The organism is Pseudodesulfovibrio sp. S3, assembly GCF_004025585.1.
Lineage (GTDB): Bacteria > Desulfobacterota > Desulfovibrionia > Desulfovibrionales > Desulfovibrionaceae > Pseudodesulfovibrio.
This window is the reverse complement of sequence record NZ_QTZO01000006.1, coordinates 28,779-54,430: the sequence shown is the minus strand read 5'-3', so window position 1 is coordinate 54,430 and position 25,652 is coordinate 28,779. Positions and strand designations below refer to the sequence as shown.

20 protein-coding genes are annotated in these 25,652 nt (G+C 59.6%); 19 read left to right on the top strand and 1 reads right to left on the bottom strand.

Annotation, left to right across the window (positions count from 1 at the left end; translation table 11 throughout):
- Window positions 1-3: 3 nt before the first annotated feature.
- The 18 genes from DWB63_RS08590 to nifJ all read left to right on the top strand — a co-directional run bounded on the left by DWB63_RS08590 (window position 4) and on the right by nifJ (window position 23,461).
- The gene (locus tag DWB63_RS08590) at window positions 4-1,353 is read left to right on the top strand and encodes a sigma-54 dependent transcriptional regulator (RefSeq protein ID WP_128328418.1); all 1,350 of its coding nucleotides are present in this window, start codon (window positions 4-6) and stop codon (window positions 1,351-1,353) included.
- Between the two features lie 328 nt (window positions 1,354-1,681).
- The gene (locus DWB63_RS08585) at window positions 1,682-2,326 is read left to right on the top strand and encodes a succinate dehydrogenase/fumarate reductase cytochrome b subunit (protein ID WP_128328588.1); all 645 of its coding nucleotides are present in this window, start codon (window positions 1,682-1,684) and stop codon (window positions 2,324-2,326) included.
- A gap of 13 nt (window positions 2,327-2,339) precedes the next feature.
- Window positions 2,340-4,220, top strand: coding sequence for a fumarate reductase flavoprotein subunit (locus DWB63_RS08580; protein WP_128328417.1), 1,881 nt, complete (start codon window positions 2,340-2,342; stop codon window positions 4,218-4,220).
- A 24-nt stretch (window positions 4,221-4,244) separates the two neighbouring features.
- Window positions 4,245-4,985: a fumarate reductase iron-sulfur subunit gene (locus tag DWB63_RS08575; protein WP_128328416.1), complete on the top strand. Its 741-nt coding sequence runs from the start codon at window positions 4,245-4,247 to the stop codon at window positions 4,983-4,985.
- A gap of 3 nt (window positions 4,986-4,988) precedes the next feature.
- Window positions 4,989-5,825 carry a fumarate hydratase gene (locus tag DWB63_RS08570; RefSeq protein WP_128328415.1) on the top strand — a complete coding sequence of 279 codons (837 nt, stop codon included), beginning with the start codon at window positions 4,989-4,991 and terminating at the stop codon, window positions 5,823-5,825.
- Window positions 5,825-6,382: a Fe-S-containing hydro-lyase gene (locus DWB63_RS08565; protein WP_128328414.1), complete on the top strand. Its 558-nt coding sequence runs from the start codon at window positions 5,825-5,827 to the stop codon at window positions 6,380-6,382. Before DWB63_RS08570 ends, DWB63_RS08565 begins: the two co-directional genes overlap by 1 nt.
- Window positions 6,383-6,408: 26 nt before the next feature.
- On the top strand, window positions 6,409-7,731 hold the full coding sequence (locus DWB63_RS08560; RefSeq protein WP_128328413.1) for a malic enzyme-like NAD(P)-binding protein: 1,323 nt from the start codon (window positions 6,409-6,411) through the stop codon (window positions 7,729-7,731).
- A gap of 126 nt (window positions 7,732-7,857) precedes the next feature.
- On the top strand, window positions 7,858-9,405 hold the full coding sequence (locus DWB63_RS08555; RefSeq protein ID WP_128328412.1) for a DASS family sodium-coupled anion symporter: 1,548 nt from the start codon (window positions 7,858-7,860) through the stop codon (window positions 9,403-9,405).
- Window positions 9,406-9,536: 131 nt separating this feature from the next.
- Window positions 9,537-10,271: a cytochrome c3 family protein gene (locus tag DWB63_RS08550; protein ID WP_241648754.1), complete on the top strand. Its 735-nt coding sequence runs from the start codon at window positions 9,537-9,539 to the stop codon at window positions 10,269-10,271.
- A gap of 7 nt (window positions 10,272-10,278) precedes the next feature.
- On the top strand, window positions 10,279-11,382 hold the full coding sequence (locus DWB63_RS08545; RefSeq protein WP_128328410.1) for a 4Fe-4S dicluster domain-containing protein: 1,104 nt from the start codon (window positions 10,279-10,281) through the stop codon (window positions 11,380-11,382).
- Between the two features lie 2 nt (window positions 11,383-11,384).
- Window positions 11,385-12,335, top strand: coding sequence for an RnfABCDGE type electron transport complex subunit D (locus DWB63_RS08540; protein WP_128328409.1), 951 nt, complete (start codon window positions 11,385-11,387; stop codon window positions 12,333-12,335).
- A gap of 2 nt (window positions 12,336-12,337) precedes the next feature.
- Window positions 12,338-12,913, top strand: coding sequence for an RnfABCDGE type electron transport complex subunit G (gene rnfG, locus DWB63_RS08535; protein ID WP_128328408.1), 576 nt, complete (start codon window positions 12,338-12,340; stop codon window positions 12,911-12,913).
- Window positions 12,914-12,939: 26 nt separating this feature from the next.
- Window positions 12,940-13,620: an electron transport complex subunit E gene (locus tag DWB63_RS08530; RefSeq protein WP_128328407.1), complete on the top strand. Its 681-nt coding sequence runs from the start codon at window positions 12,940-12,942 to the stop codon at window positions 13,618-13,620.
- Window positions 13,621-13,635: 15 nt separating this feature from the next.
- Window positions 13,636-14,211: an RnfABCDGE type electron transport complex subunit A gene (locus DWB63_RS08525; protein ID WP_128328406.1), complete on the top strand. Its 576-nt coding sequence runs from the start codon at window positions 13,636-13,638 to the stop codon at window positions 14,209-14,211.
- A gap of 37 nt (window positions 14,212-14,248) precedes the next feature.
- Window positions 14,249-16,354 carry an FAD-dependent oxidoreductase gene (locus DWB63_RS08520; RefSeq protein WP_128328405.1) on the top strand — a complete coding sequence of 702 codons (2,106 nt, stop codon included), beginning with the start codon at window positions 14,249-14,251 and terminating at the stop codon, window positions 16,352-16,354.
- Between the two features lie 129 nt (window positions 16,355-16,483).
- Complete coding sequence (pta, locus tag DWB63_RS08515) at window positions 16,484-18,604, top strand: phosphate acetyltransferase (protein WP_128328404.1); 2,121 nt, start codon at window positions 16,484-16,486, stop codon at window positions 18,602-18,604.
- Window position 18,605: 1 nt separating this feature from the next.
- Window positions 18,606-19,802, top strand: a complete 1,197-nt coding sequence (locus DWB63_RS08510) for an acetate kinase (RefSeq protein WP_128328403.1) — start codon at window positions 18,606-18,608, stop codon at window positions 19,800-19,802.
- 56 nt (window positions 19,803-19,858) lie between these two features.
- The gene (gene nifJ, locus DWB63_RS08505; protein WP_128328402.1) at window positions 19,859-23,461 is read left to right on the top strand and encodes a pyruvate:ferredoxin (flavodoxin) oxidoreductase; all 3,603 of its coding nucleotides are present in this window, start codon (window positions 19,859-19,861) and stop codon (window positions 23,459-23,461) included.
- A 178-nt stretch (window positions 23,462-23,639) separates the two neighbouring features.
- Here the strand turns inward: nifJ and DWB63_RS08500 are convergent, their stop codons facing one another.
- The gene (locus tag DWB63_RS08500) at window positions 23,640-23,972 is read right to left on the bottom strand and encodes a NirD/YgiW/YdeI family stress tolerance protein (RefSeq protein WP_164879822.1); all 333 of its coding nucleotides are present in this window, start codon (window positions 23,970-23,972) and stop codon (window positions 23,640-23,642) included.
- Window positions 23,973-24,657: 685 nt separating this feature from the next.
- On the opposite strand from DWB63_RS08500, the gene DWB63_RS08495 reads away from it, so the two are divergent.
- Window positions 24,658-25,581, top strand: coding sequence for a class I SAM-dependent methyltransferase (locus DWB63_RS08495; protein WP_206613148.1), 924 nt, complete (start codon window positions 24,658-24,660; stop codon window positions 25,579-25,581).
- Window positions 25,582-25,652 lie beyond the last annotated feature (71 nt).

The window sequence follows — 25,652 nt, the reverse complement described above, 5'->3', positions numbered from 1 at the left end:
ACCATGCGGCAAGTCATTTTAGTGGACGACGAACAGTCTGTGCGCGATTCAGCCAGACAGTGGCTCGAATTGTCTGATTTCGTCGTCAAGGATTTCAGCGATGCCCAAACCGCCCTGGCAACCATCGCCCCGGATTACGCCGGGATCGTCCTTTCCGATGTGAAGATGCCCGGCCTGGACGGACTTGCCTTCCAGAAGGAAATCTCCGCCATTGACCCCGATATCCCGGTGGTGCTCTTTACGGGCCACGGCGATATCGCCATGGCCGTGAATGCCATTCAGGGCGGTGCCTATGACTTCGTGGAAAAACCGTTCGACCCCGAACAGATCATCGAGACCATCAAGCGCGCCCTGGAAAAACGGCAGTTGATTCTGGAGAATCGCCAGTTGAAGCAAGCGCTTGAAGGGTGCGAAGGCATTGACGCCCGACTGGTGGGAACCAACCCGTCCATGCGTGCCCTGAAAAAGGAAATCGCCCACATTGCGCCAACCATCGCCAACGTGCTTATCCTGGGGGAAACGGGAACCGGCAAGGAGGTCATCGCCCGCGCCATCCACAACAGGAGCACCCTGAGCAGAGGCCCCTACCTGGCACTCAACTGCGCCACCATCCCGGTAGACATGGCGGAAAGCGAATTATTCGGCCATGTCGGCGGCGCCTTCACCGGTGCCCAGGGTTCCCGGATCGGCAAGCTGGAAGCGGCCGACAAAGGCACTCTGTTCCTGGACGAGATGAACTCCATGCCCATGGACGTCCAGGGCAAACTGCTCCGGGCTCTCGACACGCGGGAAATCACCCCCCTGGGAGCCAACAAGCCCCGCTCCATCAATTTCCGTCTCATCTCCGCCATGAACGAAGACCCTCGCCAGGCCATTGAAGAGGGACGGCTGAGAGAAGACCTCTATTTCCGCATCAACACCCTGGAACTGTCTGTCCCGCCCCTGCGCCAACGCAAGGAGGACATCCCCCTGCTCTTCTCCTTCTTCCTCGAACGGGCCGCAGACACATACGGCAGGGCCGCAGACATCCTTGGACCGGGCAGCCTGGCTGTCATGATGAGCCACGACTGGCCCGGAAACGTGCGGGAACTCAAGAATCTTGCCGAGCGATACGTCCTTTCCTCCCTCCCTGCTGAAGACAGGATCCCCAAACTCCTGTCGCGCGAAATCGGCGACCAGCGAGAATCCGCCGTCTCCCTCAAGGACCAGGTCAATCTGTTCGAAAGGCAGCTCATTCAGGAATCGCTCCTGCGCCACGGCGGCAATATCAAGAATGTCATTACGGACCTCAGGATTCCCCGGCGGACCCTCAACGAAAAGATGGCGAAATACAATTTGAAACGCCCGGAATAACCTGTCAGCGATTTCTTGCCTATGGCCCTCGATCCATAGGCGGAATATCGCTCACCCCCTCTCTCTTCAAAAAACAATTCCTTTCATTCCAGCGTGTTGTGACACCCAACACGCTGGCATGCCTGTTGCTATTGGTGGCATGTTGCGATCCACGCTCTCTCAGGAGGTCTGAAGGCACAGTGGGGGTCGAGGCCGGTACGGCGCAGGACGACCTTCTCTCACCGTCCCGCAGCGCTGGCCACGGCCGCCACCCGGCTTGGCGACATTGATCATGAGGCCCTGGCAAACGCCAGATTCCAACCAATCTTGAACAACAGGTGTACCAATGATGAAAACCTACACGTCATCAGTCCCGGGCGCATCCCGCATCGACGCCGGTCTCGACTGGCTTCAGATGCTCACGGGAGCGAGCCTTATCCTATTCATGTGGTGCCATATGCTGCTCGTCTCTTCGGTGGTCATTTCGCCGAGCATCATGAACGCCATCGCCAACTTCTTCGAGGTCACCTACATGGCCCAGGTCGGCGGCCCCATGATCTTCCTGACATTCCTGGCCCATTTCGTTATCGCGGCACGCAAGATTCCCTTCCGCGCCGAAGGTCAGGTCACCATTTGGCAGCACGCCAAGATGCTCAAGCACCGGGACACATGGCTCTGGGTCGTCCAGGCCGGAACCGCCATGATCATCCTGATCCTCGGCGCAATCCACATGTGGGTCGTCCTGAACGACCTGCCCATCACCGCCGCCAAGTCCGCCGCCCGTATGCAGCACTTCTGGTGGTTCATCTTTTACATGATCCTGCTTCCGTGCGTTGAACTGCACGTCAGTGTCGGTTTCTACCGCATCGCCGTGAAATGGGGCTTCGTGAAATCCGACCAGCGGAAGGGGTTCAAGCTCTTCGAATCCACCCTGTTCACCATCTTCATGGTCATCGGCATCATCACCCTGATCCGCTTTGTAACGCTAGGCTAACGAGGATTTTTTCATGCAAACATATTATTCAGATCTGCTCGTCATCGGAGCCGGGCTTGCCGGTGAGCGCGTAGCCTGCGAAGCGGCCCAGAACGGCTTCAAGGCCACCTGCCTTTCCATTGTTCCGGCCAGGCGCTCCCATTCCTCCGCCGCCCAGGGCGGCATGCAGGCCGCCCTCGGCAACTGTGCCAAAGGCGAAGGGGACTGCACCGACGTCCACTTCATCGACACCGTCAAAGGCTCGGACTGGGGCTGCGACCAGGAGGTCGCCCGCCTCTTCGCCGATGCCGCCCCCATCGAAATGCGCCGCCTGGCCCACTGGGGCGTACCCTGGAACCGGGTCGTTCCGGGCAAGTCATTCTACTTCAAGGGCGGAGAGAAGTTCGAGAAATACGAAAAAGAGGAAAACGAGGGGCTGATCACGGCCCGCTCCTTCGGCGGCACGGCCAAGTGGCGCACCTGCTACACCTCGGACGGCACGGGCCACGCGGTCATGTGCACCATGGACAACCGTTGTGCCCAGCTCGGCATCGACGTCTTCGACAAAAAGGAAGCCATCTCCCTCATCCATGACGGCGACGTCTGCATGGGCGCTGTTGTCCGCTGCCTGCGCACCGGCGAACTCGAAGTCTACCTGGCCAAGGCCACGGCCATCTGTACCGGCGGCTTCGGACGCATCTACAAGGCCACCACCAACGCGGTCATCTGCGACGGCGGCGGTCACATCATCGCCCACGACACCGGACTGGTGCCGCTCGGCAACCCCGAGTCCATCCAGTTCCACCCCACCGGCATCGTCCCCACGGACATCCTCGTCACCGAAGGCTGCCGCGGTGACGGTGGAACCCTGCTCGACTGCAATGAAGAGCGGTTCATGCACATCTACGAGCCGGAAAAGGCCGAACTGGCCTCCCGCGACGTGGTCTCCCGCCGGATGACCGAACACATGCGCGCAGGCAAGGGCGTCAAGAGCCCCTACGGCGAACACCTCTGGCTGGACATCCGCCACCTGGGCGACAAGCACATCTCCACCAAGCTGCGCGAAGTCGACGAGATCTGTCACCACTTCCTCGGCGTGGACCCGCGCACCGAACTGATCCCGGTCCGCCCCACCCAGCACTACACCATGGCCGGCCTTCGGACCGACAAGGACGGCGCGGTATACGGGCTGAAAGGACTGTACTCAGCGGGCGAGGCCGCCTGTTGGGACATGCACGGCTTCAACCGCCTGGGCGGCAACTCCCTGGCCGAAACCGTCGTTGCCGGCGGCATCATCGGCGCAAAGATCGTCGAATTCCTCGAAGGGTATGAGACGAAGTTCGACACCGGCTGCATCAACAGCGCGGTCAAGAAGCAACAACAACGCATCCACGACCTGATGCATGGTCGCAACGGAAAACTCAATGTCTACGATGTCCGCAACGAGATGCAGGACGCCCTGATGAAGGGATGTTTCGTCTTCCGCAATCAGCAGGGACTCGAAGAATGCGTGGAGACCCTTCAGGGAACCCTGAAAAAGGCCCGCAAGGTAGGGCTCGTTTCCGACGGCATCGGTCCCAATCACGAATTGGCCGCGGCACTCAAGCTCGAAGGCCAGGTCAAGCTGGCCATGTGCATCGCCCAGAGCGCGCTGATGCGCACCGAATCCAGAGGTTCGCACAACCGCGAAGACTACCCCGAACGCAACGACCAGGATTGGCTCAACCGCACCCTGGCCTACTGGCGCGAGGGAGCCGACATGCCCGAGCTCTCCTACGAAGACACCACTCCGCTCTTCGAACTGCCTCCGGGTGACCGCGGCTACGGCGGCGGCAAGATCATTCCTGCCGACGAAAAGTACGTGAAGGAGCGCACCGTCAAGAGCCCCGTCACCGAGATCGGCAAGAAGAAGTAACCCCGCTTAATAAAGGAATGCATCATGGGTAGACAAATAAAATTCGAAATATTCCGGTATAATCCGCAAAGGAAGGGCGACGTCCCGCACATGCAGACGTTCACCCTCGAAGAGACCCAGAACATGACCCTGTTCATTGCCCTGAACAGACTGCGTGAGGAGCAGGACCCGAGTCTCATCTTCGACTTCTGCTGTCGCGCCGGTATCTGCGGTGCCTGTGCCATGGTCATCAACGGGCGGCCCGGCCTGGCATGTCAGACAAAGATCAAGGACCAGCCTTCCAAGATAACCCTCCTTCCCCTCCCGGTGTACAAGCTCGTCGGCGACCTGGCCGTGGATACCGGCGTCTGGTTCCGCGAGATGTATGCCAAGACCGAATCCTGGGTTCACACATCCAAGGTCTTCGATCCCACCAAGGAAGAAGAGCGGATGGACAACTCCATCGCCGAGGAAATCTATGAACTGGAGCGGTGCATCGAATGCGGCTGCTGTGTCTCGGCCTGCGGCACTGCCCGCCTCCGAGACGATTTCCTGGGCGCGGCAGGCCTCAACCGCGTGGCCCGCTTCGTGGTGGACCCTCGCGACGAACGCACCGACAAGGATTACTACGAAGTAATCGGCAACGATCAAGGCATCTTCGGCTGTATGGGCCTGCTGGCCTGCGAAGATGTGTGTCCCAAAGGGCTGCCCCTGCAGAACCAGCTTGGTTTCCTGCGTCGCAAAATGGGCATCACTGCACTCAAAGACATATTCAAAAAGAAGTAGATTATGCGCACCATCAAGACATCAGACATCGTTGATGCCGTGGCCGACATGTGCATCAAGGCCAACACCGAACTGCCGGACGACGTCCGCGCCAAGCTCGAACAGGCCATGGCCGAGGAAACAAGCGCGTCCGCCAAGGAAGTGCTCCGTCAATTGCTGGAAAACGCCGATCTGTCGGCCAAAACGAAACTTCCCCTGTGTCAGGACTGCGGCCTTGCCGTCTACTTCGTGGAGATAGGCCAGGACGTTCACGTAGACGGAAATCTGGATGAAGCCATCAATGAAGGCACTCGCAAGGGCTATGCCGACGGCTATCTGCGCAAGTCCGCCTGCAATCCGCTGACCCGCGCCAACACCGGCGACGGCACCCCGGCGGTCATTCATTACGACTTCGTACCCGGCGACAAGCTGAAGATCGTTTACATGGCCAAGGGCGGCGGTGCCGAGAACATGAGCCGCGTGACCATGCTCGCCCCGGCCCAGGGCTGGGAAGGCATCAAGAAGTTCGTGATCAAACGGGTCGCAGAAGCCGGACCCAACCCGTGCCCCCCGACCGTCATCGGCATCGGTGTCGGCGGCACCTTCGACCACGCGGCCAAGATCGCCAAGAAGGCCCTGATCCGCCGCCTGGACGACACCCATCCCGATCCGGAAATAGCGGCCAAGGAACAGGAACTGGAAGACGCGCTCAACAGCCTGGGCATCGGCCCCATGGGCCTCGGCGGCAAGACCACCGTACTCAGCGTCAAGCTGGCCATGGAACCGTGCCATCTGGCCAGTCTCCCCCTGGCCGTCAATGTCCAGTGCCACTCCCAGCGGCACGAGGAGGTCGTACTCTAATGGCTGAATACAAACTGAACACCCCGTTGACAGATGCAGACATGGCCCAGCTCAAGGCCGGTGATGTCGTGTTCCTGACCGGATACATCTATTCCGCCCGCGATGCGGCCCACAAGAAACTGGTCGACCTGCTGGACGCGGGCAAGGAACTGCCGTTCAAGCTGGAAGGCGCTGCCATATACTACGTCGGCCCCAGCCCGGCCCCTCCCGGACGCCCCATCGGCGCAGCCGGTCCGACCACCAGCTACCGCATGGATTCCTATGCGCCCAGGCTCTACAGCCTCGGCCTCAAGGCGACCATAGGTAAAGGCAAACGCGACGCCGCAACCCGGCAGGCCATGCAGGATCACACTGCGGTCTACTTCGGCGCCACCGGCGGCGCGGGCGCCCTGCTCTCCAACTCCATCGTCAAGTCCACGGTCATCGCCTTTGACGAACTCGGCCCGGAGGCCATTCGTGAAATGCAGGTCCAAGACTTTCCCCTGCTGGTCATCAACGACTCCCACGGCGGTGAACTCTATGCCGTCCCGGACCTGAAAGCCGCAGGCGTCGAATAACGAATTACAACCACAAGGAGATCACAATGGCTTTATTCACCAAACAGGAAGCGCTTGATTACCACTCCATGGGGAGAAAAGGAAAAGTCGAGGTTGTTCCCGTCAAACCGTGCGTGACCCAGAAGCACCTGTCCATGGCCTACAGCCCGGGCGTGGCCCATGCATGCATGGCAATCGCCGAGGACAAGGAAAAATCATACGAATACACCGGCCGCGGCAACCTGGTTGCGGTTGTCTCCAACGGCACCGCCGTGCTCGGTCTGGGCAACATCGGTGCCCATGCAGGCAAGCCGGTCATGGAAGGCAAAGGCGTCCTGTTCAAGGTCTTTGGCGATGTGGACGTATATGACATCAACCTGGACGTCACCGATCCAGACAAGCTGTGCGAGATCACCAAGGCCCTGGAGCCCACCTTCGGCGGCATCAACCTCGAAGACATCAAGGCTCCGGAATGCTTCTACATCGAAGAGAAGCTGAAAAGGGAAATGAACATCCCGGTGTTCCATGACGACCAGCACGGCACGGCCATCGTCACCTCGGCGGGCATGATCAACGCCCTGGAGATCTCCGGCAAGAACGCCGAAGACCTGCGCGTGGTCATCTCCGGCGCTGGCGCGGCCGCCATCGCCTGCACCAACCTGTACCGGAACATGGGCGTGAAATTCGAAAATATCGCCATGTTCGACTCCAGGGGGCATATCAACAAGTCCCGTACCGACCTGAACGAGTTCAAGCAGCAATACGCCACTGAAAAGGCTTACGGTTCCCTGGCCGAGGCCATGGTCGGCGCCGACTGCTTCCTAGGCCTGTCCACCAAGGACATCGTCAGCAAGGACATGGTCAAGTCCATGAGCGACAACTGCCCGATCATCTTCGCCTGCGCCAACCCCGATCCCGAGATCACCTACACCGACGCCAAGGAAGCGCGCCCGGACTGCATCATGGGAACCGGCCGTTCCGACTTCCCCAACCAGGTGAACAACGTGCTCGGCTTCCCGTTCATCTTCCGCGGTGCCCTCGACTGCGGCGCCACCGCCATCACCGAAGAGATGAAACTTGCAGCGGCCCAGGCCCTGGCGGACCTGGCCAAGACCGAAGCCCCCGAATACGTCTGCAAGGCCTTTGGCGTAGACAAGCTTGAATTCGGTCCCGACTACGTCATTCCCAAGGCCCTTGACCTGCGCCTTATCGAATACGTCTCCGTGGCCGTGGCCAAGGCGGCCATGGAAGGCGGCGTGGCCCGCAAGCAACTCGATCTGGATGCTTACAAAAAGGAACTGCGCCAGCGCATTGCCGATTCCAGTAAACGCGTAGGAGCATTTGTCGAATCCTATCACCTCGGAATCTAAGCAGTATACCCGCCGGGCAGGGTTAAGGGTCCCTGCCCGGCTTATGTCCATGAGCCTCAGAGTACCAACACTGGGGTTGCGGTCCAATCAGCGGCACAAGCCGCAAGACAAATGAGGAAAATGAGAATGAGTGCGCAAGCAGAAGAAAGCGGAAGCGGTAAAAGGATCGGGTTCTTTCTCGGACCCATTGTCTTTATCCTGATGATGTTCATACCGGCCCCGGAAGGCATGAAGATCGAAGCCTGGCGCGTGGCGGCGGTCACCGCCCTCATGGCCATCTGGTGGATCACCGAAGCCATCCCCATCCCGGCAACGTCCCTGCTCCCCATCGCCCTGTTCCCCTTGCTGGGAATAATGAAATCCAGTGCGTCCACCGCCCCGTACGCCAACCACCTGATCTATCTGTTCATGGGCGGCTTCTTCCTGGCCGTGACCATGGAGCGGTGGAGCCTGCACAGACGTGTGGCCCTGCTGACCATCAGGGCCATCGGCACCAGTCCCGGACGCATGATCATGGGCTTCATGGTGGCCACCGGATTCCTGTCCATGTGGGTGTCCAACACCGCCACCGCCATGATGATGGTGCCCATCGGCCTGGCCGTCATCCAGCAGGCCACAGGCTTTGATTCCGACACCCTTCGTGCATGTCCCTCCAGCGGCAACAGCCCGGAATACAACTTCGGCAAATGTCTCATGCTCGGCATTGCCTACGCTGCCTCCATGGGTGGTGTGGCCACCATCATCGGCACCCCGCCCAACACGGTCATGGCCGGCATGATGGAAAAAATGTTCGGCGTGCAGATCGGTTTCGGCCAATGGATGCTCTTCGGAGTTCCCCTGTCCATCATCATGATTGCGACCTCCTGGTTCATAATGACCAAGTTCCTCTTCCCCATGGGTGACATGCGGATCGCCGGCGGCGAAAAGATTATCAGCGACGAAGTCAAAAAGCTCGGCCCCATGACCAGCGAGGAGAAAAAAATCGTCGTCGTCGGCTGTTTCGTGGCCACCTTCTGGCTGGCTCGCGGCTTCATGGCGGACATGCCTTTCGTCATCGATATCATGCCCCACTTCAAGTACATCGGCGATGCCACCATCGGTATCCTCGGCTCACTGATCCTCTTTGCCATCCCGGTCAACTTCAAGAAGGGCGAATTTCTCCTGGACTGGAAAACCGCGGTCAAGATTCCCTGGGACGTCATCCTGCTCTTCGGCGGTGGTCTGGCCATTGCCAACGGTTTTGCCAAGACGGGTCTGGCTGCCTACATCGCCTCCCAGCTCGGCGGCCTTGAAGGCACCAGCATCCTGGTCTTCGTCGGCGCCGTCGTCCTGATCACCATCTTCCTGACGGAGATCACCTCGAACACCGCCACCGCCACCCTGCTCGTCCCGATCATGGGCAGTGCAGCCATTGCCATGGGCGTCAATCCCTACGCCACCATCGTCGGCGCATGTGTCGCCGCCTCCTTTGCCTTCATGCTCCCGGTCGCCACGCCTCCCAATGCCGTTATTTTCGGCAGCGGATGCGTCTCGATCAAACAAATGGCCAAGACCGGTGTCTGGCTGAATATCATCGGCACCATCCTGATCACGGTATTTGTCGTGTACCTCCTGCCGATCCTTTGGGGCGTAGACCTCAATGTCGTACCGGATTGGGCCGTCATACCCAAGTAAACACTCACCCCTGTGGGCGGCTTTAATGCCGCCCACAGGATTTCACTGACACCATCCCCTTACCCATTTGAAAAACGAAGACAGTGCGACTGAGAGGAACGATGCGCCCAAAACCGAAAACAATCCCGATCATGCTGGCAGTAGCAGCACTCCTGGCCGTTGCCGTTTTCGGCTACGTCCAGCCGGGCAAAACGCAGCACATGCCGGTCAGAATCCTGTTCAAGAACAATGGGGGCAAAGTCATTTTCTCCCACCTGACGCACCACCGGGACTATCAGATCGACTGTGCCCAATGCCACCACGACAGGCAGTCGGCCCCGGTCACGGAAAACGATTCCGCCCTGGCTTGCGGGTCATGCCACCCCAATGAATTTAATGAACAATTCGTCACGGAACATATAGATTCCTTCAAGGATGAATCCTACTGCGTCCGCTGCCACCATGTGGAATACAGCTCCGTCAACTTTGATCACGACGAGCACACGGGGTTTGCCAGCGACTGTTCGGACTGCCATCACGGCGCTGAAATCGAACCCGAACCTCAAAAGTGCACCAACTGCCACCAGGAAAAACCCGTTAACGGCCTCCTCAGTATGCGTGAAGCGGGCCACGAGAGTTGCGCCAACTGCCATGACGACATGTTCGACAAGGGCCTGTCCAGTTGCAAGACGTGCCACAACTCGGTGGATATGACCAAATACCAAGGTGACTACACATCGTGCAGCGACTGTCACGATGTGGAAGTCAGGGAACTCGTCATCCCCCGGATGAACGCATTCCATGACCAGTGCCTGTCCTGTCACGAATCCATGGGTGTCGGTCCCTACGGCCCCGATGAATGCAACCAATGCCACATCACCAGGTAAACGGACCATGAACACCCCAGACATTACTACAATGGAACAGGCCGAACTGACCCTGATGCGACACTGCCCGCTGGTGACATGCGGACAGACAGTCAAACGGGGAGAACGACTGGCCACGTCTTCGACCCAAGGCGTCGGGGACATCCACACCCCCATTGCCGGAACAGTCAGCCATGTGGACACCTTCCGCATCCGCATCTCCGCCCAGGACGGCGGGGAGGTCGAACCCTCGGTTCTTTCGGACCTGTCGGGAGAGGCCCTGTACCGAAAGCTTCTCGAATTCGGCGCGGACCTGTCTCCGTTGAACGGATGCACTGAAAACCTGATCATCAACGGTATTGATGCCGAACCCGGCATCCTGATCCGCGAAACCCTTCTTGCCTCCCCCGATGAAACCCTTGAGTGCGGCCTTGAAACCGTTCGGGCACTCTATACCCCAAGGCTGCTCGTCTTGGCCACGCTCAAGGGTTCCTCTCACACCTTGGGAGACCTGCCCACCGTCGGGATCTCCGCCCAATACCCGGCCGGACTCGACCCTTTGGTAGCCCTGGCCGTCACCGGCCAGGAAGCCCCGGCAGACACGGTGGTCATCGGCCTGGAAAAACTCTACCACGTCGGCCGCATCATGAAGACCGGCCTTCCGATAATGGAAACTCCGGTCTCCGTTGACGGCGAAAGCCGAATGGTGCCCCTCGGCAAAGCCGTCGGGTCCATCCTGGAACAGGTCGGGACAACACCGTCCGACCGGGATCGCATCATCCTCGGCGGAATCCTGCGAGGTCGGGCGGCAGCCTCGGTCACTCAGGGAGTGGACCGGGACACCAGCGCCGTGGCCCTGGTCAAAAATCCGGCCCCGGTCACCATGGATACCGCCTGCGTGGGGTGCGGAGAATGCGTCCGCAGATGTCCGGCCCGGCTCGACCCGGCCATGATCACCAGCTTTGCGGAATTCGGCATGTTCGACAAGGCCGAGGCCGAAGGGGTCAAGGCCTGTTTCGAATGCGGCCTGTGCGGATTCTTCTGTCTCGCACACCGTCCCATGCTCCAATACATACGGTTTGCGAAAAACGAATTGGCCCTTGCCAAGGCCCGAATCGGGGAGGAATTGTAACAGTGAAGCCCCTCACACCCTTTGCCCTCACGGTCTCCGTCCCACCCCACAGCCACTGCGGCTCTTCGGTACGGGGCAGAATGTTTGCCATCCTCCTGGCCATGGTCCCTGCGGCCGCCATGAGCGTCGGCAATTTCGGCATGCCCGCACTCCGGGTCATGGCCCTGTCCATGAGCGCCGCTGTCCTGGCCGAGGCCGCCTGTCACCGTTTCATGGGCCGGGACTCCGACATCGCGGACCTCCACGCCTTCACGGTGGGGCTATCCTTCGCCTTTCTGCTGCCCGCCTCGGCTCCCTGGTGGCTGGTCGTCTTCGGCAGTGCAGCCTCAATTGCCCTCGGAAAGATGATCTTCGGCCCCCTGGGCGGCAGCCCCTTCTGCGCCCCGCTCATCGGCTGGGCCATATGCCGTATTTCCTGGCCGGTGTTCATGGATGTCGACGCCTCCATGCTGACCATGGACCTGACCTATCCCCTTGGCCAACTCAAGAATTTCGGTCTGGACGCGGTCATGATCACCGACACGAAGCAACTCTTCATCGGCAAGCAGCTGGGTGGCCTCGGTGCGGTCCAGGCTGCCGGAGTGCTTCTGGGCGGCGTTTTCCTCGTGGTCAAAAAGCACATCTCGTCCATAATCCCCGTCGGCGTCATCAGCGGCGTACTGCTCACGGCCGGACTGTTCAACATGCTGACGCCGGGCGTCTACGCCACGCCTGCGTTTCACCTGCTCACCGGGTCCACGCTCTTCGGCGCATTCTTTTTGGCCACGGACGGTCCGTCCTCGCCCAACAGGCAGATTCCGATGCTCCTGTTCGGCCTGCTCATCGGCATGATGATCGTCATCATCCGCGTGTACGGCACGTATCCGGACGGCGTTCCCTTTGCCATCCTGATCGCCAACCTTTTCACCCCGGCCTTCGAGCGCATCCGCCCCCGGCCTTTCGGCGCGAGGTAACCATGAAAGAAATGATCAAAATGATGGTCGTCCTGTCCCTGATCTGCGGCCTTGCGGGTGTCACCCTGGCCGCTCTCAAGGAGGCCACGGCCCCCACAATAGAAGAACAGGTGCTCAACTACGTCCAGGCTCCCGCCATCGTCTCGGTCCTGAACGACTACGACAACAATCCCATCAAGGATCGCAAGCAGTTCGATATCAACGGACGCACGGTCACCGTGTTCCCGGCAATGGTTCAAGGCAGCCTCAAAACCGTGGCCTTCGAGACCAGCGGCAAGGGCTATGGGGGCAACATCGGCGTCATGGTCGGCTTCGACCTCGGCTCCGACACCTTGTCCGGCATCGGCATCACCACCCTGAAGGAAACGCCGGGGCTGGGGTCCCGTGTGGTCGAACACGGCTACACCACCCAGTTCAAGGGCCATTCGATCGACGCCGTCAATCTCAAGAAAAACGGCGGCGACATCGAAGCTGTGTCCGGAGCGACCATATCCTCCACCGGAACCGTATCAGCCATCCGGGACGCCATCGTCATATACAACACCCTCAAAACAAAATTCGCCGACAGCTGGTCCTGATCCACGCGGCTTATCTGGAGTGAACAATGCATAGACTGTGGAAAGAATTTTCAAAGGGACTTTGGAAAGACCTGCCCCCGTTCAAGCTGGTCCTGGGGCTCTGTCCGGTGCTGGCCGTGACCAATACGGCAAACAACGGCCTGGGCATGGGAATGGCCGTCATCTTCGTTCTGACCCTTTCCAACCTGGTGGTCTCCCTGCTGCGGAAACTCATTCCGCCCAAGGTCCGCATCGCCTGCTTCATCGCCGTCTCCGCATCGCTGGTCGTGGCAGTGGAGCTGCTCATGCAGGCCTATGCCTATCCCCTGTATCAGCAGCTCGGCATCTTTGTGCCGCTGATCGTGGTCAACTGTATCATCCTGGGCAGAGCCGAGGCCTTTGCCTCCAAAAACGGTCCCCTGATGTCCATGGCCGACGGCATGGGCATGGGGATCGGCTTCACCATGTCGCTGACCTTCCTCGGCGGACTCAGGGAAGCGCTCGGCACCGGCACGCTGTTCGGCGCCAACATAGCCTGGAACGGTTTCGAACCACTGGGATTGATGGGTGAGGCCCCGGGTGCGTTCATCAGCCTGGGCATCCTTCTGGCCCTCATGACCTTTGCGCAGAACATCCAGCGCAAACGACAGGGCCTGGCTGCGGCCCAAGCCCCCACCCATGACTGCGGCTCCTGCGGCGGCTGCGGTCAAGCCTCAAACTGCTCATAGCGGAGAGAACCGGCAATGCAAGAATTCTTCCTCCTCTTCATCAGCGCGATATTCGTCAACAACATCGTCCTGGCCCAGTACCTCGGCAACTGCCCCTTCATCGGCACGTCCAAGGACTCCGGCGTGGCCATAGGCATGGGCGGCGCAGTGGTCTTCGTGGCGGTCATGGCCACGGGCTTCACATGGCTGGCCCAGCATCACGTCCTGGCACCATACGGACTGGGCTACCTCCAGACCCTGGTCTTCATCCTGCTCATCGCCGCCCTGGTGCAATTCGTCGAGATGTTCCTCAAGAAAATGGTTCCGCCTCTCTATAAGTCCCTGGGCATCTTCCTGCCGCTGATCACCACCAACTGCGCCGTCATGGGTATCGCCCTGATATGCCAGCGGGAGGAATTCGGTCTGCTGCACTCGGTCATGTTTTCCTTTGCCTCGGGGATGGGTTTCATGCTCGCCCTGGTCCTGCTGGCGGGCATCCGCGAGAGACTGGCCGTGCGCCGACTGCCCATGTCCATGCGGGGAACACCCATCGGCCTGATCATGGCCGGACTCATGTCCCTGACATTCTTTGCTTTCAAGGGAATGATCTAACAACCGGAACCAAAACCAGCAGACAGGATACAGCATCATGATAGTGACTTCCGGATTGACTCTTTTCAGCATAGGCTTGGGGGCGGCAGCCATCCTGGGCATTGCCTCCAAACTCCTCTATGTGAAGGAAGACCCCCGCATCAGCCTGATCGAGGACAATCTTCCCGGCGCCAACTGCGGCGGCTGCGGTTATCCCGGCTGCTCGGGCGCGGCTGCGGCCATTGTGGCAGGCAAGGCGTCGGCCTCGGTCTGCATCGTGGCCGATGCCGAAACCAGCAAACTGGTCGCCGGCATCATGGGCCAGGAAGTCGTGGAACGCGAGCCGGAGCTGGCCATCCGCGACTGTACCGGCGGTACCCGCGCCGCCGAAGCCTACCACTATGAAGGCGTTCTGGACTGCCGGATCGCGCATCAGTTGTACGGCGGTTCCAAGACCTGTCCCGAAGGGTGTCTGGGATTGGGCAGTTGTGTCCGCGCCTGTCCGTTCAACGCCATCCAGATGGGCCAAGACGGGTTGCCCGTCATCGATCCGCAGGAATGCAAGGCCTGTGGCAACTGCGTGGACGCCTGCCCGCGCGGGGTCATTGCCGTCTCCGGCATGTCCGCCCGGCTGCTCCACCTGAACCAGACCACGGACTGCCTGGCTCCCTGTCGCCAGAAATGCCCCGCACAGATCAATATTCCCAGATATATAGAACAGATAAAGGCCGGAGATTACGACGGCGCACTGATGACCATCAGGGAGCGCAATCCCCTGCCCGTGACCTGTGGCCGGGTCTGCCCCCGCCCCTGCGAAACAGAGTGCCGTCGCCAGTACGTTGACGAAACCGTGGGCATCAACATGCTCAAACGATTCGTGGCCGACCGCGAACTCCATTCCGGGCAAAGACTGGTCATACCCTGTGCCCAGGACAGCGGCAAAAAAGTCGCCATCATCGGCGGCGGCCCCGCCGGTCTGTCCTGCGCCTACTTCCTGCGCCGCCTCGGTCATCACCCCACCATCTTCGAGGCCATGCCCCACCTTGGCGGGCAGACCCGATACGGCATCCCCGAGTACCGTCTCCCCAAGGCAGACCTCGACTGGGAAATCCAGGGCATCCTCGACCTCGGGGTCGAAACACGGATGAACACCAGATTCGGCGTGGATTTCACCATCGAGACCCTCAAGGCCGACGGATATGAAACCATCTTTCTCGGTATCGGCGCCTGGCAGGCCTCCGGCATGTACGCCGAGGGCGAGGACCTGGATGGAGTCATGGGCGGCATCGAATTCCTGACGGCGCACGCACTGGGCCAGAAACCGGAGACCGGCAAGCGCGTCATCGTGGTCGGCGGCGGCAATACGGCCATTGACGCGGCCCGGACCGGTGTGCGGCTCGGCGCGGAGGTCACCCTGATGTACCGCCGGACACGGGCTGAAATGCCTGCCGATATGGAAGAGATCGTCGGTGCCGAAGAGGAAGGCGTCCAGTTCAAGTTCCTGGCTGCTCCGGCCCGCGTCATCGGCGACGAGAACGGACACGCGACCCACCTGGAATATTACGAAATGGAATTAGGCGAGCCGGACGCATCCGGCCGCCGCAGCCCGATCAAGAAGGAAGGATCGGAACAGCGCATGGCTGCCGACCTGATCATCCCGGCCATCGGCCAGAAACCCGACCTCTCCTGCCTGTACGAAGACGGCGAGGAGGGGGCCTGCCCCTTGGAGACCACGCGCTGGCAAACCATTGTTGCCGACGAGAAGACCTTTGAAACGGCCATCCCCGGCGTATTCACCGCAGGGGACGTATACACCGGCCCGGACCTGGTCATCTCGGCCATCGGCGACGGCCGCAAGGCTGCACGGTCCATGCACTACTTCATGACCCAGGGGACCATTCCGGTTCCCGAAACGACCCAGAAGGGAATGATTCCCTATACCCTGTTCAAGGAAATAGACGTGGCCGAACGAAAGAAACGGGCCGTATTGCCCCACCTCTGCCACGGCGACGAACGCAACTGCACCTTCAACGAGGTGGAAGGTACGCTTTCGGAAAGCGATGCCATGGCCGAAGCTGACCGCTGCCTGCGTTGCGGGCTGATCTGCTACGACAGCGACTCGGCATTGGAAGCCCGCCACTTTGACGGCGCGATACACAAATAACCATACCATACCCGTCCTCGAGGATCGTGAACCCGGCAACCCCTTATGCCTAAGCCGGGATCACGTTCGGGAGGGCTCTGCCACGGCAGAGTCCTCCCTCCTCCCGAGCAAGTACAAAGGATCAACGGCATGTCAAAAAGCCTGTACATAGCGGCAACTGAACCGAGAAGCGGCAAATCAGCCATCGTCCTGGGCGTGATGCAGCTCCTGCGGACTCATGTGCAACGAGTGGCCATTTTCCGGCCCATCATCAGCGATCATCTGGAAAACACCCGGGACCACGATATCGACCTGGTGATCCGGCACTTCAAGCTCGACGTGAAATACGACCGCACCCATGCCTATACCCTGAGTGAAGCGCAACGGATGCTCAATGAAGGGCAACAAGCTCTACTGCTTGAAAATACGCTGAACAAGTTCAAGGAACTGGAAAAAGAATACGATTTCGTCCTCTGCGAAGGCACCGACTACATCGGAGGCAATGCGGCACTGGAATACGAAATGAACGTCTCCATCGCCTCCAACCTCGGCTGCCCGGTCCTGCTGGTGGTCAACGGCCGGAACAAGAACGAGACCGAACTCTGCGACTCGGCTCAGCGGACCATCGAGACCTTCGAACAAAAGGGATTGGAAGTCCTGGGGCTGGTCATCAACCGGGCCAGACCGGACCTGCCAAGGACTGTGCTGGACGACATCAAGGGACGGACGCACTCCACGCATGCCCTGCTGACCTACATCATCCCCGACGACAAGCGGTTGGGCAATCCGACCATCCACGACGTCATCAAGTGGCTGGACGCCAAGGTCCTCTACGGCCACGGCAGCCTTGACCAGCCGGTGGACAACTTCCTGGTCGCGGCCATGCACATCGGCAACTTTCTCAACTACATTTCGGACGGAAGCCTGATCATCACTCCCGGCGACCGCTCGGACATCATCCTGGCCAGCATCACCTCCCGCCAGTCGTCCTCCTTCGGCAATATCGCGGGCATGGTCCTGACCGGCGGCATTCAGCCGACCGAGACCGTCCATCGCCTGATCGAGGGGTGGACCGGCGTTCCGCTGCCCATCCTGAGCGTGGAGGGGCACACCTTCAAGATCACTCAGATACTCCAGGCCCTGCACGGCACCATCGACCCGGAACACCCGGCAAAAATCGCCTCGGCCATAGGGTTGTTCGAGTCCTGCGTGGACACCGAGGAACTGCGCAAACGGCTGGGCACGACCGTGTCCACCAAAATCACGCCGTTCATGTTCGAATACAACCTTGTGGAAAGGGCCAAGGCCGAGCGGCAGCACATCGTCCTGCCCGAGGGTACGAGCGACCGCATTCTCCAGGCCACGGAAATTCTCCTGCGCCGCGGCGTGGCGGACATCACCCTGCTGGGCAACGAAACAGCCATCCGGGAGCAGGCGCTGAGGCTGGGCCTCCAGATTGAGGAGGCGAAGATCGTCGATCCGGTGACCTCACCGCACTTCCTGACCTATGCGGAGCGCTACTTTGAAGAACGCAAGCACAAGGGCATCCGCATGGAGGACGCCAAGGACCGCATGAGCGATCCGACCTATTTCGGCACCATGATGGTCAAGGCCGGAGATGCGGACGGCATGGTCTCCGGATCGGTCACCACCACGGCCCAGACCATCCGCCCGGCCTTTGAATTCATCAAGACCAAGCCGGAAGCCTCCATTGTTTCGTCGATCTTCCTGATGTGCATGGGCGACCGGGTGGTCTGCTTCGGCGACTGCGCGGTTAATCCCAAGCCCGATGCCCGCCAACTGGCGGAAATCGCCCTCAGCTCGGCAGAGACGGCCCGGATCTTCGGCATCGAACCCAAGGTCGCCATGCTCTCCTACTCCACGGGTGAATCCGGCACCGGCGCCGAGGTCGAAAAGGTGGCCGAGGCCACGCGCATCGCCCGCCAGCTTGCCGAAGAACGCCATCTGGACCTGGCCATCGAAGGCCCGCTCCAATACGACGCCGCCGTGGACCCGGAGGTCGCCCGCGCCAAGATGCCGGACTCCGATGTGGCCGGTCATGCCACGGTCTTTGTCTTCCCGGACCTGAATACCGGCAACAACACCTACAAGGCCGTGCAGCGGTCCGTGCCGGGATCAACGGCCATCGGCCCCGTGCTGCAGGGACTCAACAAACCCGTCAACGACCTGAGTCGGGGATGCCGTGTGCGTGACATCGTCAACACCGTGGCCATCACCGCCATACAGGCCCAGGCCGAAAAGGACTCCTGACATGAATATCCTGGTCATCAACTGCGGCAGCTCCTCGCTCAAATACCAACTGCGCGACATGGAAACCCACAGCGTCACCGCCAGCGGCATCGTCGAACGGATCGGCGAATCCATGGGCCGGATCGTCCACAAGTCCTTCCCGGAAAAATACCCCGAAGCCAGGGATTTGGAGGAACTGCCCATACTCAACCACGAGGCGGCAATGAAGCTGATGGTCGCCAGGCTGACCAACTGCGTCATCCAGTCTCCGTCCGAGATCGACGCCATCGGCCACAGGGTGGTCCAGGGCGGCGAGCATTTTTCCGAGCCGGTCCTGGTGGACGACGAGGTCATCCGGCTTATCGACTCGGTCATACCGCTGGCCCCGCTGCACGGGTCCAACCTGACCGGCATACGGCAGGCCATGGAACTCTTTCCGGGCACGCCCAACGTGGTGGTGTTCGACACGGAGTTTCACCAGACCATCCCCCGCCACGCGCACCTGTACCCGATACCCATGGCCCTGTATGATGATCTGAAAATCCGTAAATACGGTTTTCACGGGACGTCGCACAAGTACGTGACCAAGGCTGCGGCCGCCCATCTGGGCAAAGGGGCGGACAAGGTCAACCTGATCACCATCCACCTCGGAAACGGCTGCTCCATGGCCGCCGTGCGCCACGGGAAATGCATGGACACCACCATGGGGCTGACCCCGCTTGCCGGATTGATGATGGGCACCCGCTGCGGCGACATAGACCCGGCGGTGCATGCCTTTCTGGCAAAGAACAAAGGCTACACCCTCAGCGAGATCGATACCCTGCTCAACAAATCGAGCGGCCTGCTCGGAATATGCGGATACAACGACATGCGCGACATCCATCAGGCCAGGGACAACGGCGACCAGAAAGCCCAACTGGCCTTTGAGATGTTCGCCTACCGGGTCAAGACGACCATCGGCGCCTACCGGGCCATCGTGGGCCGAACAGACGCACTGGTCTTCACCGCCGGGATCGGGGAAAACGACAGGTACGTCCGCGCCCTTGCCTGCCAGGGGCTGGAATCTCTGGGCATCAAACTCGACCCGAACAAGAACGACAGCACAGCCCCCGGCATCCGAAGCATTCATGCGGACGACAGCCAGGTAAGAATACTCATCATCCCCACCGACGAGGAGCTGGAGATAGCCGAGGCCACGGTCCAGGTCGTCAACAACTGAGTGCGGAACCCACCGGTCACAAACAGCTTTACCAACAGAACCAAACGGAGCATCCAATGTCCAAGAAAATGAAAACCATGGACGGCAACACTGCCGCAGCGCACGTTGCCTATGCACTGACCGAGACAACGGCCATCTACCCGATCACCCCCTCCTCCACCATGGGGGAAATAGCCGAGGAATGGGCTGCCCAGGGCCGCCTGAACATATTCGGACAGCAGGTCAAGGTCCGCCAGTTGCAGAGCGAGGCCGGAGCGGCCGGAGCCGTGCACGGCGGACTGGCGGGCGGGACGTTGACCACGACCTTCACCGCCTCCCAGGGGCTACTGCTCATGATCCCCAACATGTACAAAATCGCAGGCGAACTGCTGCCCGGCGTGTTCCACGTATCGGCCAGGGCCATTGCAGGACATGCCCTGTCCATTTTCGGCGACCATCAGGACGTCATGGCCTGCCGCCAGACCGGCTTTGCCATGCTCGCCTCGGCATCGGTGCAGGAGGTCATGGACCTGTCCCTGGTGGCGCACCTGTCCTCCATTGAGGCCAGCGTCCCCTTTGTCAGCTTCTTCGACGGGTTCCGCACCTCCCATGAAATCCAGAAGATCGAGACCATCGACTATGAGGATATGAAACCCCTGGTGAACATGGACAAGGTCAAGGCATTCCGCGCCAAATCCATGAACCCGGAGCGGCCCAACATCCGCGGCACGGCCCAGAATCCCGACATCTACTACCAGGGCCGCGAAGCCGCCAATGCCTATTACGACGCCCTCCCCTCCATCGTGGAGGAATACATGACCAAGGTCTCGACGCTGACCGGCCGCGCATACAAGCCCTTCGACTATGTGGGCGCACCGGACGCCGACAGGGTCATCATCGCCATGGGCTCCTCCTGCGAAACCATCGAGGAAGTGGTCAACGCACTGACCGCCAAAGGCGAAAAAGTCGGCCTGATCAAGGTCAGGCTGTACCGTCCCTTTTCCGCAAAACACCTTTTAGCCGTGCTGCCGGAATCAGCCAGCACCGTCACCGTCCTGGACCGTACCAAGGAACCCGGTGCACTGGGCGACCCCCTCTACATGGACGTGAACACGGTGTGCAGGGAGAACGGCATCGCGACCACGATACTGGCCGGACGCTACGGCCTGGGGTCCAAGGAATTCACCCCGGCCATGGCCAAGGCCGTCTATGACAACATGACGGCCGCCGAACCCAAACAGCACTTCAACGTTGGTATCAACGACGACGTCACCAACACGTCACTTCCCGTTGCCGGGACACTGGACACCACCCCGTCGGGCACGGTCCAGTGCAAGTTCTGGGGACTGGGTTCCGACGGAACCGTGGGAGCCAACAAACAGGCCATCAAGATCATCGGCGACAATACCGACATGTATGCCCAGGGATACTTTGCCTACGACTCCAAGAAGTCGGGCGGCATCACCATCTCCCACCTGCGGTTCGGCGACAAGCCCATCCAGTCCACCTACCTGGTGACCGCTGCGGACTACATCGCCTGCCACAACCCGAGCTACGTCAACCAGTATGATGTCCTGGAAGGGATCAAGGACGGCGGCACCTTTGTCCTGAACACCTCCTGGACCGCTGACGACATGGACGCCAAGCTTCCGGCGGCCATGCGCAGAACCATCGCCCGAAAGAAACTCAAGTTCCATACCGTGGATGCAGTCAAGATCGCGGGTGAGGTCGGCCTGGGCGGACGCATCAACATGATCATGCAGACCGCCTTCTTCAAGCTGGCCGACGTCATTCCCTTTGATCAGGCCGTGACCCTGCTCAAGGACGGTATCAAAAAAGCCTACGGCAAGAAGGGCGACAAGATCGTCAACATGAACAATGCCGCCGTGGACAATGCCGAAGACGCCATCGTGTCCATCCCGGTTCCCGAAACCTGGCTGGATCTGGCGGACGATGCCCCGGTCTCCGAAGGCGTGCCGGAATACGTGACCAGGGTCATGCGTCCGGTGCTCGCGCAGAAGGGCGATTCCCTGCCTGTTTCGGCCTTTTCCGTGGACGGGACCATGCCCGTGGCCACCGCCAAATATGAAAAACGCGGCGTGGCCATCAACGTGCCCGAATGGATTGCGGGCAACTGCATCCAGTGCAACCAGTGCGCCTTTGTCTGCCCCCACTCCGCCCTGCGCGCCGTGCTGGCCACCGACGACGAACTGGCGAGCGCTCCGGCGACCTTCACCACCCTGGACGCGGCAGGCAAGGACGTCAAAGGCATGCACTTCCGGTTGCAGGTGAACGCCCTGGACTGCCTGGGCTGCGGCAACTGCGCCGATATCTGCCCGGCCAAGGAAAAGGCGCTGGTCATGAAGCCCATCACCACCCAGACCGGTGAGCAGGTGCCCAACTACGACTTTGCCGAAACCGTTTCCTACAAAGAGGCCTTCAAGCGCGACACGGTCAAGGGCAGCCAGTTCCGCCAGTCTCTGCTGGAATTCTCCGGGGCCTGCGCGGGCTGCGGCGAGACCCCGTATGTCAAGGTGCTGACCCAGCTCTTCGGCGAAAGAATGGTCATCGCAAATGCCACGGGCTGCTCCTCCATCTGGGGTGCATCCGCTCCTTCAACGCCCTACTGCACCAATGCGGAAGGACACGGCCCGGCCTGGGGCAATTCCCTGTTCGAAGACGCGGCCGAATTCGGCTACGGCATCGACATGGCCCTCTCCCATCGACGCGACGCACTGGCCCAATTGGCCGCTCAGGCGGTTGAAAACGGCTGTTCCGACGCGCAGAAAACAGCCCTGTCCGGCTGGCTGGAAAACAGGAACAACGGGGCCGCATCCAGCGAATGGGGCGCCAAGCTGAAACAGGCCCTGAAAGGGGAAACCGACGGCATTCTCGGCGAGATAGCCTCCATGTCGGACCTGTACACCAAGAAATCCATATGGGTTTTCGGCGGCGACGGCTGGGCCTACGACATCGGATACGGCGGCCTGGACCATGTCCTGGCTTCCGGCGAGGACGTCAACGTCCTGGTCATGGACACCGAAGTCTATTCCAACACCGGCGGCCAGTCGTCCAAGGCAACCCCGCTCGGCTCCATCGCCAAATTCGCCGCCGCAGGCAAGCGGACCGGCAAGAAGGATCTGGGCCGCATGGCCATGACCTACGGATACGTGTACGTGGCCCAGGTGGCCATGGGTGCCGACAAGCAACAGATGCTCAAGGCATTCAGGGAAGCCGAGGCGTATAACGGCCCCTCGCTGATCATCTGCTATGCCCCGTGCATCAACCAGGGCATCAAGAAGGGCATGGGCAAGACCCAGCTTGAACAGAAGCTGGCAGTCCAGTCCGGTTATTGGCCGCTGTTCCGATACAATCCGGCCCTGGCCGACGAAGGAAAGAATCCGTTCACCCTCGAATCCAAGGGATCGGACGGCTCGCTGCAGGAATTCCTGTCCGGCGAAAACCGGTACGCCATGCTCGAAAAATTCCACCCTGAAACGTCCAAGGCCCTGCGGGAGCGGATCGAACAGGACTACCAAAAACGCTACACGCAGTTCGAGTACATGGCCGCAGCGGAATATGGTGCACCGACACAGGATGCCGCCCCCCTGTGCGAGGCGACCAGCACGGCAGAACACTCCCGTCCCGGCAGCGGCGACGCCTGCGATGATGGGAGGTAACATAGTACCGCAAAGCCCATTTTGTGACCGCAACTTACAAGATATCAGCCTCCATTAGGACCGCTGGGCTTTGCGAAGGGCCTTCCGCCTACAAGCGGAAGGCCCGATTTCTCCACAAGAAAAGGGGGAACTCGTCCGAGTTCCCCCTTTTCATTATTTCAGGCGCGTACTGCTTCGACTAGTTGCGGATCTTCGCGTTATCGACCTGAACCTCGGTATACATGAAGTTCCGAACGATCACGCCATCCACTTCCAGCTCATTGGTTTCGTTCGCCATCTGTTGCATTTCTGCATCATCGATGTACAGGAGCAACTCGCCGGTGCCGTCGGAGAAGATAAACTCATTGGACTGGATCTTCTTGACGATGTGGCCGCTCAGGACCACGTTGGTGTCCACGCCGGAAGCCTTGGCCTCGGCAACAGTGCTGGCCTTGGGCTGGCCGGATGCCAGACAGGTTGTAGCGGAAATAACCATCACGAACAGAACCAGAATCAAGCTAAAACGTTTCATAATCATACCCTCAAAATTTGTGTGTGCTGCCATAATCTTCCGGGACCTCCCCGAATCACGATTGTGTAATACCACAACACAACCTTTTATCCAGAAAAATTTGATCGCATAACCATACGTAATATTTATTTATTTTGAAAAAGTTGCGTTTTTGATTGATCGGTCAATCAAAATAGCCCCGCAAAAAGACCTTCACACGCCTCCGGCAGGCCTCCCGGGGAAATGGCACAATGAGTCTGTCCGCAAATCGGTCGAACCGCGATTGTCGCACCCTTGTCTCAGTGGATTCGGGCAGTGCATATCTTTCTTTCTGAAACAGCGGCCCTGCCATCCCATGCCCGGCCCATGAACGCCCAAGACAACCAGAACAGCGCAGGTTCAGACCTGGGAAAAGACCGGAAAACCACCGCCACCTGAACGGCAGCCTGGTCAGAGACACCATTTGCGCAGCAATGAGGACAGGAAGCAGGCCGTCAGTCAAAACGAACTAAGCCGCTGGAAGACCTATGTATCTTAAGCATGATTCGAGAAGAAATTCACTCAGCAGATAATAATCATACCAATATGCCCTCGGGTTCGTCAACAGCTCAACCATTTGATATTGTTGAATAATTCAATTGACAAACTCAAGTCGGCATGGCAGATATCCAATTCAGCCGACAGGCTGTCCGAGACAGGGACGGTCATGACCATGCCGGCATGGCAATGCATTGTTCAACGCATTCATCTGCACCCCAACCGCACAGAGGAAAAGATGAAACAGGACACCCCCAGCCTCACTGCATATAGAGTTGCCCTGATGCGCGCGGCGCACCAGATTTATGACAATCCGACAGTGTTCGAAGACCCTGTGGCGCTAGCGATCATCGGTCCTCACGGCGCGGCGGAACTCCGGTCAAAAAAGCGACAGCTCAGAACAAGACTGCACAGCAATTTACGAGCTATAGTGGTTGCGCGCAGCAGACTTGCCGAGGACGCACTTTCCGAGGCGGTCAAGTGCGGAGTCCGTCAATACGTCATTCTTGGTGCCGGACTCGACACCTTTGCCTACCGTAATCCGTATTCCGCTCTTGGCTTGAACATATTCGAAGTCGACCACCCTGACACACAGGAATGGAAAATCAAGCAACTGAAGGCGGCAGCGATATCAATACCCGAAAATTTGACTTTCACTCCTGTGGACTTTGCAAAGCAGTCATTGGCGGGACCGTTGCAGAAATCCGGGTTCGATACAAATCAGCCCACGTTTTTTTCATGGCTTGGCGTGACGATGTATCTACCCGCTGCGTCCATGTTGAAAACGTTGCAATACATCGCCTCGTCAACTCCTTCCGGGAGCGAAGTCATATTTGATTATATCATTCCACCTTCTTCGCAGGGCATTCTGCGTCGAGTGGTTTTCAGCCTGTTGTCCAAAAAGGTCGGACGGGCTGGCGAACCGTGGATAAGCTTTTATGATCCCGATGCGCTGAAAACAGAGCTGAAAGCTCTCGGGTTCACCCAACTGACGGATTTTGGGCCTGAAGAACTCAATTCGCTCTTTTTCAAGGATCGAAAAGATGCACTCAGGATCGGCAGTTTCGGACATGTAATGAAAGCCCATAGTTAACGGAGAAAGACGGCCTTCATCGGGTCCATTCTAACAGACGAACAAAAGCAGGCCCTCGGCAACGAACGGGA

Excerpts from the sequence above, each read along its gene's own strand:
- DWB63_RS08590 (WP_128328418.1), top strand. The coding sequence starts at position 4 with ATGCGGCAAGTCATTTTAGTGGACGACGAACAGTCTGTGCGCGATTCA.
- DWB63_RS08585 (WP_128328588.1), top strand. The coding sequence starts at position 1,682 with ATGAAAACCTACACGTCATCAGTCCCGGGCGCATCCCGCATCGACGCC.
- DWB63_RS08580 (WP_128328417.1), top strand. The coding sequence starts at position 2,340 with ATGCAAACATATTATTCAGATCTGCTCGTCATCGGAGCCGGGCTTGCC.
- DWB63_RS08575 (WP_128328416.1), top strand. The coding sequence starts at position 4,245 with ATGGGTAGACAAATAAAATTCGAAATATTCCGGTATAATCCGCAAAGG.
- DWB63_RS08570 (WP_128328415.1), top strand. The coding sequence starts at position 4,989 with ATGCGCACCATCAAGACATCAGACATCGTTGATGCCGTGGCCGACATG.
- DWB63_RS08565 (WP_128328414.1), top strand. The coding sequence starts at position 5,825 with ATGGCTGAATACAAACTGAACACCCCGTTGACAGATGCAGACATGGCC.
- DWB63_RS08560 (WP_128328413.1), top strand. The coding sequence starts at position 6,409 with ATGGCTTTATTCACCAAACAGGAAGCGCTTGATTACCACTCCATGGGG.
- DWB63_RS08555 (WP_128328412.1), top strand. The coding sequence starts at position 7,858 with ATGAGTGCGCAAGCAGAAGAAAGCGGAAGCGGTAAAAGGATCGGGTTC.
- DWB63_RS08550 (WP_241648754.1), top strand. The coding sequence starts at position 9,537 with ATGCTGGCAGTAGCAGCACTCCTGGCCGTTGCCGTTTTCGGCTACGTC.
- DWB63_RS08545 (WP_128328410.1), top strand. The coding sequence starts at position 10,279 with ATGAACACCCCAGACATTACTACAATGGAACAGGCCGAACTGACCCTG.
- rnfG (WP_128328408.1), top strand. The coding sequence starts at position 12,338 with ATGAAAGAAATGATCAAAATGATGGTCGTCCTGTCCCTGATCTGCGGC.
- DWB63_RS08530 (WP_128328407.1), top strand. The coding sequence starts at position 12,940 with ATGCATAGACTGTGGAAAGAATTTTCAAAGGGACTTTGGAAAGACCTG.
- DWB63_RS08525 (WP_128328406.1), top strand. The coding sequence starts at position 13,636 with ATGCAAGAATTCTTCCTCCTCTTCATCAGCGCGATATTCGTCAACAAC.
- DWB63_RS08520 (WP_128328405.1), top strand. The coding sequence starts at position 14,249 with ATGATAGTGACTTCCGGATTGACTCTTTTCAGCATAGGCTTGGGGGCG.
- pta (WP_128328404.1), top strand. The coding sequence starts at position 16,484 with ATGTCAAAAAGCCTGTACATAGCGGCAACTGAACCGAGAAGCGGCAAA.
- DWB63_RS08510 (WP_128328403.1), top strand. The coding sequence starts at position 18,606 with ATGAATATCCTGGTCATCAACTGCGGCAGCTCCTCGCTCAAATACCAA.
- nifJ (WP_128328402.1), top strand. The coding sequence starts at position 19,859 with ATGTCCAAGAAAATGAAAACCATGGACGGCAACACTGCCGCAGCGCAC.
- DWB63_RS08500 (WP_164879822.1), bottom strand. The coding sequence starts at position 23,972 with ATGAAACGTTTTAGCTTGATTCTGGTTCTGTTCGTGATGGTTATTTCC.
- DWB63_RS08495 (WP_206613148.1), top strand. The coding sequence starts at position 24,658 with ATGACCATGCCGGCATGGCAATGCATTGTTCAACGCATTCATCTGCAC.